Annotated in this window: 12 protein-coding genes; 5 read left to right on the top strand and 7 right to left on the bottom strand. The window is 61.8% G+C overall.

What is annotated here, in order from left to right; translation table 11 throughout:
- Positions 1-129: 129 nt before the first annotated feature.
- The gene (locus tag CIB54_RS01800; protein WP_101218331.1) at positions 130-1,002 is read right to left on the bottom strand and encodes a LysR family transcriptional regulator; all 873 of its coding nucleotides are present in this window, start codon (positions 1,000-1,002) and stop codon (positions 130-132) included.
- A gap of 104 nt (positions 1,003-1,106) precedes the next feature.
- Here CIB54_RS01800 and CIB54_RS01795 point away from each other — a divergent pair, with 104 nt between their 5' ends.
- Entirely contained in the window at positions 1,107-2,618 is a 1,512-nt protein-coding gene (locus CIB54_RS01795; RefSeq protein WP_101218329.1) for an MFS transporter, read from the top strand.
- Between the two features lie 52 nt (positions 2,619-2,670).
- Here CIB54_RS01795 and CIB54_RS01790 read toward each other — a convergent pair whose 3' ends face one another.
- Complete coding sequence (locus CIB54_RS01790) at positions 2,671-3,081, bottom strand: HPF/RaiA family ribosome-associated protein (RefSeq protein WP_016978251.1); 411 nt, start codon at positions 3,079-3,081, stop codon at positions 2,671-2,673.
- 213 nt (positions 3,082-3,294) lie between these two features.
- A complete protein-coding gene (locus CIB54_RS01785; protein ID WP_065951727.1) occupies positions 3,295-4,242 on the bottom strand; it encodes a LysR substrate-binding domain-containing protein in 948 nt (315 codons plus the stop codon).
- A 137-nt stretch (positions 4,243-4,379) separates the two neighbouring features.
- On the opposite strand from CIB54_RS01785, the gene CIB54_RS01780 reads away from it, so the two are divergent.
- Together CIB54_RS01780 and CIB54_RS01775 are read left to right on the top strand one after the other, a co-directional pair.
- Complete coding sequence (locus CIB54_RS01780) at positions 4,380-5,756, top strand: L-serine ammonia-lyase (protein ID WP_065951726.1); 1,377 nt, start codon at positions 4,380-4,382, stop codon at positions 5,754-5,756.
- A 314-nt stretch (positions 5,757-6,070) separates the two neighbouring features.
- Complete coding sequence (locus CIB54_RS01775; RefSeq protein ID WP_065885908.1) at positions 6,071-6,388, top strand: DUF3509 domain-containing protein; 318 nt, start codon at positions 6,071-6,073, stop codon at positions 6,386-6,388.
- Here CIB54_RS01775 and CIB54_RS01770 read toward each other — a convergent pair.
- On the bottom strand, positions 6,385-6,873 hold the full coding sequence (locus tag CIB54_RS01770) for a phosphate-starvation-inducible protein PsiE (RefSeq protein WP_057724703.1): 489 nt from the start codon (positions 6,871-6,873) through the stop codon (positions 6,385-6,387). The genes CIB54_RS01775 and CIB54_RS01770 overlap by 4 nt on opposite strands.
- A 313-nt stretch (positions 6,874-7,186) precedes the next feature.
- Between CIB54_RS01770 and CIB54_RS01765 the strand changes: the two genes are divergently transcribed.
- Positions 7,187-7,447, top strand: coding sequence for a YebG family protein (locus CIB54_RS01765; protein WP_065951725.1), 261 nt, complete (start codon positions 7,187-7,189; stop codon positions 7,445-7,447).
- Positions 7,448-7,506: 59 nt separating this feature from the next.
- On the opposite strand, the gene CIB54_RS01760 is transcribed toward CIB54_RS01765, so the two are convergent.
- Positions 7,507-8,526 (bottom strand): Leu/Phe/Val dehydrogenase, encoded by a 1,020-nt coding sequence (locus tag CIB54_RS01760; protein ID WP_101218327.1) that lies wholly within the window; start codon positions 8,524-8,526, stop codon positions 7,507-7,509.
- A 187-nt stretch (positions 8,527-8,713) separates the two neighbouring features.
- Here CIB54_RS01760 and CIB54_RS01755 point away from each other — a divergent pair, with 187 nt between their 5' ends.
- Positions 8,714-9,517 carry a SirB1 family protein gene (locus tag CIB54_RS01755; RefSeq protein ID WP_101218325.1) on the top strand — a complete coding sequence of 268 codons (804 nt, stop codon included), beginning with the start codon at positions 8,714-8,716 and terminating at the stop codon, positions 9,515-9,517.
- Here CIB54_RS01755 and CIB54_RS01750 read toward each other — a convergent pair.
- Both CIB54_RS01750 and maiA read right to left on the bottom strand, forming a co-directional pair.
- On the bottom strand, positions 9,514-10,845 hold the full coding sequence (locus CIB54_RS01750) for an MFS transporter (protein WP_101218323.1): 1,332 nt from the start codon (positions 10,843-10,845) through the stop codon (positions 9,514-9,516). The genes CIB54_RS01755 and CIB54_RS01750 overlap by 4 nt on opposite strands.
- A gap of 152 nt (positions 10,846-10,997) precedes the next feature.
- Positions 10,998-11,633, bottom strand: a complete 636-nt coding sequence (gene maiA / locus CIB54_RS01745; RefSeq protein ID WP_065951721.1) for a maleylacetoacetate isomerase — start codon at positions 11,631-11,633, stop codon at positions 10,998-11,000.
- Between the last annotated feature and the right edge of the window lie 8 nt (positions 11,634-11,641).

The raw sequence follows: 11,641 nt of genomic DNA, 5'->3' as shown, positions 1-11,641 counted from the left end.
CCATCCAAATGTGGGAGGGGGCTTGCCCCCGATTGCGGTGGGTCAGCTAAAAATATACTGACTGACACTCCACCATCGGGGGCAAGCCCCCTCCCACATTTGATCCTCAGTGTGTCCAGGATTCGGGTTCTAACTGCCCGCCAGGCAACTGGGGGTGGCCGCGACCAGCGCATCGATGGCGCACCGTGTCTTGGCCGGCATGTGCGGCGCCGTCGGCCAGATCACGTGGATGGGGGCCGGCTGCTCGCGACAGCCAGGCAGCACCGCCTCCAGCTGCCCGCGCAGCGCATAGTGGGCAATCAACCAACTCGGCAACCAGGCCAGGCCCACGCCTGCAATCGCCGCATCGGCCACAGCCTGGAGGTCGTCCAGCACCAGGGGCGTGACCAGGCGCGAGCGCTGGGCGTTGTTGCTGCGGTAAGCAATGCCGCGATGAGCCGCCAAGTCCTCGATACGTTCAATTGGCCCCCTGCGCTGCAAATACGCCGGTGACGCCGTCAAACCCATGACCTGCTCCCCCAGACGCCGCGCACTCAGACGGTCAGTATCCGGCAACGGGCCGATACGCACGGCAATGTCGAAGCCTTCCTGCGTCAGATCGGTCATGCGGTCGGAGAAGCAAATGTCGATCTCGAGTTGCGGATAACGATCCATCAAGCCCCACAGGGCAGGCGCGGCATAGTGGTGACCAAACGCCAGCGGCAAACTGGCGCGCAAGCGCCCGCGTGGCTGCTGACGGCCGCTTTCCAGCACGGACTCGGCCGCCTCCAGCTCCGCCAGCGCACGCAGACAGTGCTCGTAGTACGCCTGCCCATCCTCGGTCAGACGCTGGCGGCGCGTGGAGCGTTGCAACAGGCAGGTGCCCAGGCGCGCTTCAAGCCGTGCCAGGCCCTTGCCCACCGCCGAGCGCGTGAGGTTCAGCCGCTCGGCGGCGGCGCTCAGGTTGCCGCTTTCGACGATGTGCAGAAACAGTTCGACGCCGTCGAAACGTGGGGTGGACATGGTAGATTGTCGCCTTTTAATCCCCTATCAAGGGAAAAGTTATCGCAAATAAAGAACCCTATTCCCGAGAGAATAACTCCTCCCCCTCTCTTAAGGAACTGCGTATGCCACCTGTCGCCGCTCTATCGGCCCTCAGCCCAGCGCATGCCGCCAGAAACGGCCTGGCGCTCACCGCCGTGTGTCTGGTGGCCCTGATGTTCGGCCTGGAAATTTCCAGCGTACCGGTCATCCTGCCCACCCTCGAACGCGAATTGGGCACCGGGTTTCAAGATGCCCAGTGGATCATGAATGCCTACACCCTGGCCTGCACCAGTGTACTGATGGCAGCGGGCACCCTGGCCGATCGCTTTGGCCGCCGACGCGTGCTGGTGCTGTGCCTGTGGGTGTTTGGCCTGGCCTCGCTGGCCTGCGGGCTGGCCAACGACGCGTCAATGCTGATCGTGGCGCGCTTCGTCCAGGGCATCGGTGCCGGCGCGATGATGATCTGCCAGTTCGCGATTCTGTCGCACTTGTTTCGTGAACCGGCGGCACGCGCCCGGGCCTTCGCAATCTGGGGCGTGATTGCCGGCGTAGGCCTGGGATTCGGGCCGATGGTCGGCGCGCTGATCCTGGCAGTCGCGGATTGGCGCTGGGTGTTTCTTGCGCACGTGCCGCTCACCCTGTTCACCCTGGTGCTGTTGCGCATCAGCGTGCAGGAATCCCGCGACCCGGCCGGCCATCGCCTCGACATAGCCGGCATGTTGACCTTGACGCTGTCGGTGTTCGCCCTGGTCTACTTCATCACCCAGGGCACCGAGCACGGCTTCGCCACACCGGCCATGCTCGGCTGGGCGGGCCTGGCGCTGGTGGCATTGCTGCTGTTTATCGTGGTTGAAAAGCGCAGTGCCCATCCGATGTTCGATTTCTCGGTGTTTCGCATCCAGCGCTTCAACGGTGCACTGATGGGCTCGATCGGCATGAACTTCAGCTTCTGGCCATTCATGATCTACCTGCCGCTGTATTTCCAAGCGGGCCTGGGCTACGACACCCTGACCACCGGCGGCGCCCTGCTCGCCTACACCTTGCCGACCTTGCTGGTGCCACCGCTGGCAGAACGCCTGGCCCTGCGCTACGGCGCCGAACGCATTATCCCGGTGGGCCTGGCGACCATGGGCGCAGGGTTTCTGGCGATGGCCGCGGCCAATGTCGCCGCCCAGCCACTCACGCTGCTGGTACTGCTCAGTTGCGTGATGGCAGGCACTGGCCTGGCGCTGACCAACTCGCCCACCACCAACACCACCACCGGCGCCGTCTCGGCTGATCGCGCGGGCATGGCCTCGGGCATCGACTTCAGCGCCCGGCTGATCACCCTGGCGCTCAATATCGCGCTGATGGGCCTGGTGCTGTTACTGGGGATCGGCCATTACCTGGCCGAGGTACTGCCGCCAGGCACGGCAATGGATTGGCCGGCCCTCAGCCAGCACCTCGCGGCGGGCAAGCTGGACGCACGGGGGTTGGCGTTCAGCGATGCCCAGGCAGCTCTGCGCAACGGCGCCGGCTGGGCCATGCTCTTTGCAGGGTTGGGTGCTTGCGGGCTGGCGATGCTTAGCGGGTTTTTCTTTCGCCAGCGCAGGTAAACGAAAACGGGCCTGCTCGCGCAGGCCCGTCTTCAATGAAAGTCAAAAACCGTCAGCCGTTGAATACGGCACGTTCTTTTTCCAGAAACTCCTGTTCAAGCTCATCTTCATTGACTTTGGTGGTCGGCTGGTTTTTACCGGCAGCGCGGGGCTTGCCTTGCAGTTTGCCGAACAGATGTTCCAGCGCGTGATCGAGCTTGGTGGCTGCGCCATCGATCGCTTGTTCCAGCGTATCGGCCTTGTGTAGCACCGAAAGCGGTTGGTGGCCTTTTGGCCGAGCCTCCAGACGGCAACTTAAATCGTGGGGACCGGGCTTGTCGCCGTTCTCATCCCGCAGGTAGACCTCCACACGGGTCAGGTCTTCTTCATAACGTTCGAGCGTGCTCTCAATGGTGGTACGTACCCACTCCTCCAGTCGGATGCTGCTTTCAATATGGTTATCGCTATTGACTTGGATTTGCATAGTTCTTCCCTTATTTCAGCTAGCTCGCCAGAGATCACAAACTGCAACACCGGGGTGGTGAAACCATGACCTCTTGATTACACAATTGAGCACCTGCTGAAACATTTCAACCCCTTTGCAAAGATAAATCCCACATTACAAATTAACCCTGACGACGGGCAAAAACGCTGGTAGGGTGGGGAGTTAGTTACAACTTCTTACGTCCAGTTTTCCTCAAGATTGCCCCGCTCCCAACGGGTGCAGGGCGCGAAAAATCCCCGCTTCTTCCACCAGCCAGTCGTGCACCGCCCGCACGCCGGGGTGACTCAATGCACCCGGCGCATACAGCAGCACGTAGCGTTTATGGTTGGGCACGGCCAGGCCAAACGGCACGATCAGCGTGCCGCGTTCCAGCTCATCATTGAGCAAGGTGCGCCGTGCAATGGCCACACCCATGCCGGCAATGGCGGCTTCGATGGTCAGGTGGTTGCGGTTGAAGGTGTGCCCGCGACGCACATCGGCATCGGGGTAACCGATGGCATTCAGGTAGAACTCCCACTCGGCATACTCAAAACTCCCACGCCAGGCGGTGATGTCGTGCAGCAACGGAAAGTGGGCAAGGTCGGCGGGGCCATGCAATGGCGGCCGGCCACGCAACAGGCTGGGGGCGCACACCGGAAATATCTGCTCATCCAACAGGGCTGTGGATAACAAGCCGGGATAGCTGCCATCGTTCAAGTCGATGGCCAGGTCGAAGTCGCCCTCATGCAGCGCGACGCTGCTGTCTTCGGCAACCATGCGCAACTGAATGTCCGGAAAGCGTTGCTGCAAGCGTGGCAGGCGCGGGGTCAGCCACTTGCCGAGAAACGACGGGATCGAGCGCAGGCGCAAGGTGCCACTGATCATCCCCGCGTCCAGACGCTGCAATTCGGCGTCGATGCTGCCATAGGCCTCCCCTACCACTGTCGCCAGGCGCTGCCCTTCGGCGCTGAGCTCTACACCCCGTGCGCGGCGGTGAAACAGTCTGAAGCCCAGGCGCTCTTCCAACTGACGGATCTGCTGACTCACCGCGCCCGGCGTGATGTGCAATTCCTCGGCGCAGCGGGTGAACGAAAGGTGCCGCGCAGCGCAAGAAAAAACATGCAGCCAGACATAGGTCTGGCCATGAAGGGGCCGGGTCATAGCGTTTAGTCCTGCTAAAGGGTGTCTTAGGATAATTCGTTGGTCAGCGCTGATCCAGAGGCTCAGTATCGCGCCAACTCCGCCTGCTCTACAAAACATGGCAGCGATGTCCACTCCATTGCTTGTAAGGCTTTAGCATGGCTATCAGCGTTTTCGATCTATTCAAGGTGGGCATCGGCCCGTCCAGCTCTCATACCGTCGGCCCGATGCGGGCTGCCGCGACCTTTGCCCAGGCACTGGCCGACCAGCAGTTACTCAGCCAGACCCGGCGCGTCGAAGTGCGCTTATACGGTTCGCTGTCCGCGACCGGTGTCGGCCACGCCACTGACCGCGCCTGTGTGATGGGTTTGATGGGCGAATGGCCGGATCAGGTCGACCCCACCTCGATCAACGCGCGCATCCAGCAACTGCGCGAGTCCGGCCAGTTGTTACTCGCCGGCCGACAGGCCATTGCCTTCGACTGGCACACCGACCTGCTGCTGCTCGATGAAAGCCTGCCCTACCACCCCAACGCCATGTCCCTGCACGCCTACGGCGACGGCGGTCTGTTGAGCGAGCAAACCTACTATTCGGTGGGCGGTGGTTTCATCATCGAAGCGGCCGAAGCCGCATCGGGCATAGCGCCGACCAGCGATGTGCAATTGCCCTACGACTTTTCCAGCGCCGTTGAACTACTGGCCTTGTGCAACAAGCACGGCCTGCGGGTTTCGGAATTGATGATGGCCAACGAACGCGCCTGGCGCAGCGACGAAGCCATCCGCAGCGGCCTTCTGCATATCTGGTCGGTAATGCGCGAGTGCGTGGAACAGGGCCTGCGCGATGAGGGCATTCTGCCCGGTGGTTTGGACGTGCCGCGTCGCGCTGCGAAATTGCACCGCAGCCTGCTGGAAATCGGCAAGCCCAATGTCATCACGTCAACCTTGTCGGCCATGGAGTGGGTCAACCTGTTCGCCCTCGCCGTCAACGAAGAAAACGCCGCCGGCGGGCGTATGGTCACCGCACCGACCAATGGCGCGGCGGGGATCATCCCTGCCGTGCTGCATTACTACATGAAATTCAATGCCGACGCGTCTGACGACGACGTGGTCAATTTCTTCCTGGCCGCCGCCGCCGTCGGCATCCTCTGTAAAAAGAACGCCTCGATCTCCGGCGCCGAAGTCGGCTGCCAGGGCGAAGTGGGCTCGGCTTGCGCCATGGCCGCTGCAGGGCTGGCGGATATCCTTGGCGCCACCCCCGAACAGTTGGAAAACGCCGCCGAAATCGGCCTGGAACACAACCTCGGCCTGACCTGCGACCCCGTCGGCGGCCTGGTGCAGGTGCCGTGCATCGAGCGCAACGCCATCGCGGCCGTCAAAGCGATCAACGCCACGCAAATGGCCCTGCGCGGCGACGGCAAGCACTTCATTTCCCTCGACCGGGTGATCCGCACCATGCGCGATACCGGCGCCGATATGCATGACAAGTACAAAGAAACGTCGCGGGGCGGCCTGGCGGTCAGCTGGGTGGAGTGCTGATCGGGCTGATTGCGCTGTCTGCGATCGTTTTCTCCGTGCTGCCCTGAAACAGGTCACTTCCCCCAAGCACAACGCAGTTCAAATGTGGGAGGGGGCTTGCCCCCGATAGCGGTCTTTCAGCCAAGTATTCATTGGCCGATGCACCGCCATCGGGGGCAAGCCCCCTCCCACATTTCGAACCCCGCGACTGTACGGCACGCCCCTTGCTGTAGAGCTTTTGAGGAAAACGGACTTTGGCCGGTGGTCAGGCAACGCGAACTATTCCCGACACCGGTCGTCAATGACTGCATGTTCTTATCAGGCGGTAACGCACCATGGACAACCCTTTTCAGATCATCACCGACACTTTCAGCCCACAATACCGCGTCAACCTGAGCATCCAGCGGCTGGACGGCAGCATCATGCTCACCCTCTCCGATGACGGCGGCGTAGTGGCCAAGCGCATGATCAGCGCCGAACAACGCAACGACCCGCAACGGCTCAAGCGCCTGGTGCAAAGCATCCAGTTCGGTATTGCCATCGAGCAGGGTCACAGCGCCATGGAAATCCTGGCGGTGATGACGGATGGGGACAATCACAAGCTGTTGCAGCGGCCGCCCACCCGTCATCTGCCGTTCAGCGTCGGGCTTTAAAGCTCGCCCTTCTCGGTTTCCAGGCTCGCCTCGCCCTTGCGACGCGGGCCTTCGACTTTCACCGAAGGGAACGCCGACGACGCGTAGCGCACCACCAGAATCGCGAAGGCCAACAGCAGAATCCCGCCGCACAAGTAGATAATGCCTACGTCAGGCGGGTTGTGATGGGACACGTTGGAAATCAGCAGCCGCGTCAGCGCGGTGATGGCCACGTAGATCAGGAAGCGCACGGGCATGTGGTTGGTCTTGAAGTAAATCCCGACCATGGCGCCCAATTCCAGGTAGATGAACAGCAGCAAGATGTCATCGATCTTGATGTGCCCGTTCTCCAGCATCCCCAGAAATTCCATCACTGCCGCCCAGGCGGTCACTGCACCAATGGCGAACAGCGCCAGGTAATGGAACGACTCCACAAACAGATTGCCCAGCGACTCGGCCAGCCCATGGACTTGCTGGCGCAGCTTTTCGGCCCAGTTGATTTTCACGATGTTGCTTCCTTAGGTCGGTGCGACCGGATAATGCGGGGTGGAGGTGACGGTTGTTCTGCTTGCAGGAAAAAGGCCAGCGCTGGGGAATAAGATGGTGGCCGTCTGACACGAGGCACTTATTTCACCCAGCTCGTTCCCACCCTCCGCGCGGTAATGATCGAACCGGTTAAATTTCCGGTGTAGCAACCCCCCATTTCCCAACTACATTAAAAACCTGCTATCCAAACCCCGGCGTTTGGCTTATGCTTTTAGCTGTATATAAATACAGTAGTCGAAAAGACAACTATCGTGAAGGCATGTGAGGTGGTGAATGGCCGTCGAAGTGGTATACCGCAGCAGCCGAGATCAGGAGCGTTTGTTCATGAATAAAGCCGAAGCTGACGCTCATGACAAGATGCTTGAACTCGCTGAGTTGCTGGCAGAAGTGTTGCAAAAAGCCGTGCCGTCCTTGAGCGAGCAGCAGGTGGAAGAAGCCGGGATCTATATGGCGAAGAACCGCGATGTGTTTGCCAAGGCGTTCAAGAGCCAACCGGACGCGCTGTCCGAGTTGTTGAACGCGGTGGCGGAATAAAGCCCGAATTGAACAGGCCCTGAATCATCGACTCAGGGCCTTTTTAATTTAAGGCCGGGTCATGGGTAGAGCAGGCGCTCGGCGAGTTCGTCCGCGACACGTGCCGGGGAGCGTTTTTCAGCCTGGGCATGGGCGTAGATTTCGGTCAGGCGCCTGCCGATGTTGGACAGGTGCGCGGTGATGCTGGGCAGCTCGGCGCCGTTGTGTTTGAGGGCCACGTAGATCAGGCCGCCGGAATTGATCACGTAGTCGGGAGCGTAGAGGATGCCGCGGCCTTCCAACTGATCGGCAATGTCCAGGCGGGTCAGTTGTGCACTGGCAGAACCGGCAACGGCGGCGCAGCGCAGTTGGCCGACGCTTTGGCGATTGAGCACCGCGCCCAGGCCGCACGGGGCGAGGATGTCGCAGGGGGTGCTGAGCAAGGCGTCGTTGGCGATGGGGTGGGCGCCCAATTGTTCCATGGCCAGTTGCACCTTGCCGTGGTCGATGTCGCTGACGAGCAGTTCGGCGCCCGCCGCATGCAGTTGTTCGGCCAGGGCGTAACCGACATTGCCCAAGCCCTGCACCGCCACGCGCAGGCCTTCGAGGTTATCACTGCCCAGGCGGGCCATGGCGGTGGTGCGAATGCCGGCAAACACACCCATGGCCGCATGGGGCGCCGGGTCGCCGGCGGCGCTGGTGCTGGTGACGAAGCGAGTGTGTTGGGCGATGCAATCCATGTCGGCGACCGAAGTGCCGCTGTCGATGGCGGTAATGTAGCGCCCGCCAAGCTGCTCGACACAGCGGCCGAAGGCTTCAAACAGCGCGGCACGGCTCTCCACATGGCCCGGGCGCAGGATGACCGCCGTGCCGCCCCCCACCGGCAGGCCGGCCAGGGCGGCTTTGTAGCTCATGCCTTGGGCCAGGCGTGCGGCGTCGGCCATGGCCGTTTCATCGTCGGGATAAGCCAGGTAGCGGCAGCCGCCCAAGGCAGGCCCCAGGCGGCTGTTATGGATGGCGATGATCGCCTTCAGCCCGGTCACCGGGTCGACGCTCAGGTGCAGCGATTCCAGGCGGGTGCTGTGCATGAGCGCAAACATCGTCGTGCTCCCGAATCACTTCTGGTAGTGGCCCAAGTATAGGCTGGCGGCAGAAAAGTGCTGGATTGCACTGGAATAAGCCGCCCAATTTCGTGAGTTCTGTGACATAAGCGAGTGGGATATTTCTTATGGTGCTGGACGAAAATTCACAGCAAGGCTAAAACGAGAGCATCCGCCGGAGAATGCAATGAATCCCCGCACCGCTTTTTTCGCCTGCCTGGAGCGTTCACCCCCCGCGCTGTTCGAAGCCGCGCTGTGGATTGCTGCCGAACACGACGCCACCGTACAGCCGTTGCTGATCCTGCAGGCATTCAGCCTGTTGCAACAGCAGGTCAGCCTGGGCATGCCGGTGCTGCCGTGCGATGAGCTGGGTCAACCGTTGCTGCGGCGCATGAACGACTTGGGGTTTGCCCAGGATGATTTCACCCCGTTGCGCCCCGCCGCCGCCTTGTTGGACAAGGTGTTGCAGCGCAAGCGCGGGCAACCCCTGGCCATGGGCCTGATCGCCCTGGAACTGGCGCGGCGCCTGGACATCCCCATGGTGGGGGTGAATTTCCCTGGCCACTTCCTGCTGCGGGTGCCCGGTGCCGATCACCTGCTGGACCCCTGTGGTGGCCGACGCCTGTATCCCAACGACTGTCGCGAACTGCTGCATCGCCAATATGGCCCGAACCTCAAATTGCAGGCCGAGCACCTGCACACCGCCGAGCCTCGCTCGATCCTGCAGCGGCTGTCACGTAATCTGCGCCAACTTTACCTGGCCAACGACGAACCGCTGGCCGCCCTGGTGGATGCCGAGCGCGTACTGGAACTGGGCAATGCCAGCGCTGCCGATTACCTGGCACGCGCCAGCCTGTATCAGCGCCTGGACTGCCCGAGCGCCGAGCGCTTTGACCTGGAACACGCGCTGATGCTCAGCGAAGACCCGATCCAGCGCCTGCGCCTGACCGAGCGACTCGGCCATCTGCCGCCCAACGCCATCGTGCATTAACGCACCTTCAAGCGGGCCACCGGCGAGCGCACCTGAATAATCAACAACGCGGCAATCACCGCTGGAATCCCACAGAAAAAGAAAATCTGCTGCACCGGGATATGCATCGCCAGCAACATGCTGCCGAACAACGGCCCCAGAATCGACCCGAAACGCCCCACGCCCAGCGCCCAGCCCGTGCCGGTGGCGCGCACGTGCGCCGGGTAGAAATTGCTGGCGAACGCATTCAGGGTCAGTTGCCCGCCGATGATGCAGAACCCGGCGGCAAACACGCAGGCCACCAGGTAGCCAGGGTTGTCATGATTCAGGCCCAGCAACACCGTGCACACCGCGGCCGCTGCCAGCACGCCGGAGAGCAGACGCACCTTGCTTTTCAACCGATCGGCCAACCAGGCCATGCCAATCGCGCCCAAGGTGCCGGCGAACAGGAACATCGAGGTCACCAGATTGGCCTGGTTCAGCGCCAGCCCGCTTTCGAGCAGCAGCGAAGGCAACCAACTGATCATGAAGTACAGCAGGATCAGGCTGACGAAAAAAGTCGCCCAGATCAGCAACGTCGGGCGTGCGTAGCCATTGCGAAACAGCTCCAGCACCGTCAGTTGGCTGCCCTGCTCCTGGAGATTTTCGGCTTCGCTGGCAGGCGGCGGTTGCCAGTCGGGCAACATGCGCGCGGTGACTTTGCGTAGACGCAGATAAGGCGGCGCATCCCGCAGCAAACGCGGCAGGGATTCGGGCAGCAACCACAGCAGGAACGGGAACAGCAGCAACGGCGTCACCCCACCCGCCAGAAACACCGCCTGCCAACCAAAGCCATCAATAAACCCGGCCGCCACGAAACCACCCGCCGCACCGCCGAACGAGAAACCACAGGCTGCCAGAGTGACCATCAACGTGCGCATGCGGGGCGGTGAATATTCCGACATCAGGGCCATGGCGCTGGGCATCGCGCCGCCCATGCCGATGCCGCAGATGAAGCGTGCGGCCATCAATGTGGTCAACGAATCGGCAAACACCATCAATACGGTGAGGCTGGCGTAGATCAGCACACAGCCCAACAGGATACGCCGCACGCCGAACCGGTCCGCCAGCGGTGTCACCAGCAGCGAGCCCAGTGTCAGGCCGAGCAGGTTGGCGCTGAACACCGGCCCGAACGCGGCTTTTTCCAGGCCCCAGTCCTTGGCCAAGGCCGGGACTACATAGCCCAGCACCTGGGCGTCGTAGCCGTCGGTCACCAGCAGCAATGCCAGCAACAGAAGAATCAACCACTGGTAGCGCGACACCGGACGGGCGTCGAGTGCCGCGCGGAAGCTGGCAAGCTGATTGTGCATCGCAAGGGACCTTTATTTTTATTAGGTTGGCACGCTCACTGTGGGAGGGGGCTTGCCCCCGATTGCTCTGCATCAGCAATACATTTATCAACTGACACACCGCTATCGGGGGCAAGCCCCCTCCCACATTTGGAGCCCTGCAGTTTTGAGCGCTATGGGGTGTCAGGTTGGTGGGCCGGGTGAGCCTGCACGAACGCCGGATGCTGCGCCGCCAACGCCGCCACTCGGCCGATGCGCGGGTACGCACCCAACGGCACCTTGAAACGTTCGGCGGCATACAGCTGGGGAATCAGAAACGTGTCCGCCAAGCCCGGCTGCTCGCCAAAGCAAAACCCTGTGTCGCCAATCAACTGCTCCACCGTGCCCAGGCCCTGGCTGATCCAATGCCCGATCCACTCCAGCAATTGCCCCTCATCGTGGCCCCACTGGCGCAGCAGGTTCTGAGTACTGGAGTTATGCAACGGGTGGATATCGCAGGCGATGATCGAGGCCACCGCGCGTTGATGGGCACGGGCGGTCAGGTCCTTCGAGAGCAGCGGTACCTGTGGATAACGTTCCTCCAGGTATTCGATGATCGCCTGGGATTGAAGCAACAATTGCCCCTCATCGCTGCGCAAGGCCGGCACGCGCCCTTGCGGATTGATCGCCAGGAACTCGGGCTGGCGATTGGCGCCGCCCGCCGGCACCAGCAGATTGACCGGTATCGCGGTGAAATCCAGGCCCTTGAGGGCCAGGGCGATGCGCACCCGGTACGACGCGGTAGAACGGTAATACGTATACAGTTCCATGACCCTGC

This window comes from Pseudomonas fluorescens (genome assembly GCF_002837185.1).
GTDB classification, from domain to species: domain Bacteria; phylum Pseudomonadota; class Gammaproteobacteria; order Pseudomonadales; family Pseudomonadaceae; genus Aquipseudomonas; species Aquipseudomonas fluorescens_AM.
The sequence above is the reverse complement of the archived record's forward strand: the minus strand, read 5'-3'. Positions and strand labels throughout refer to the sequence as shown.

Excerpts from the sequence above, each read along its gene's own strand:
- CIB54_RS01780 (WP_065951726.1), top strand. The coding sequence starts at position 4,380 with ATGGCTATCAGCGTTTTCGATCTATTCAAGGTGGGCATCGGCCCGTCC.
- CIB54_RS01765 (WP_065951725.1), top strand. The coding sequence starts at position 7,187 with ATGGCCGTCGAAGTGGTATACCGCAGCAGCCGAGATCAGGAGCGTTTG.
- CIB54_RS01750 (WP_101218323.1), bottom strand. The coding sequence starts at position 10,845 with ATGCACAATCAGCTTGCCAGCTTCCGCGCGGCACTCGACGCCCGTCCG.
- CIB54_RS01785 (WP_065951727.1), bottom strand. The coding sequence starts at position 4,242 with ATGACCCGGCCCCTTCATGGCCAGACCTATGTCTGGCTGCATGTTTTT.
- CIB54_RS01790 (WP_016978251.1), bottom strand. The coding sequence starts at position 3,081 with ATGCAAATCCAAGTCAATAGCGATAACCATATTGAAAGCAGCATCCGA.
- CIB54_RS01795 (WP_101218329.1), top strand. The coding sequence starts at position 1,107 with ATGCCACCTGTCGCCGCTCTATCGGCCCTCAGCCCAGCGCATGCCGCC.
- CIB54_RS01760 (WP_101218327.1), bottom strand. The coding sequence starts at position 8,526 with ATGTTTGCGCTCATGCACAGCACCCGCCTGGAATCGCTGCACCTGAGC.
- maiA (WP_065951721.1), bottom strand. The coding sequence starts at position 11,633 with ATGGAACTGTATACGTATTACCGTTCTACCGCGTCGTACCGGGTGCGC.
- CIB54_RS01755 (WP_101218325.1), top strand. The coding sequence starts at position 8,714 with ATGAATCCCCGCACCGCTTTTTTCGCCTGCCTGGAGCGTTCACCCCCC.
- CIB54_RS01800 (WP_101218331.1), bottom strand. The coding sequence starts at position 1,002 with ATGTCCACCCCACGTTTCGACGGCGTCGAACTGTTTCTGCACATCGTC.
- CIB54_RS01775 (WP_065885908.1), top strand. The coding sequence starts at position 6,071 with ATGGACAACCCTTTTCAGATCATCACCGACACTTTCAGCCCACAATAC.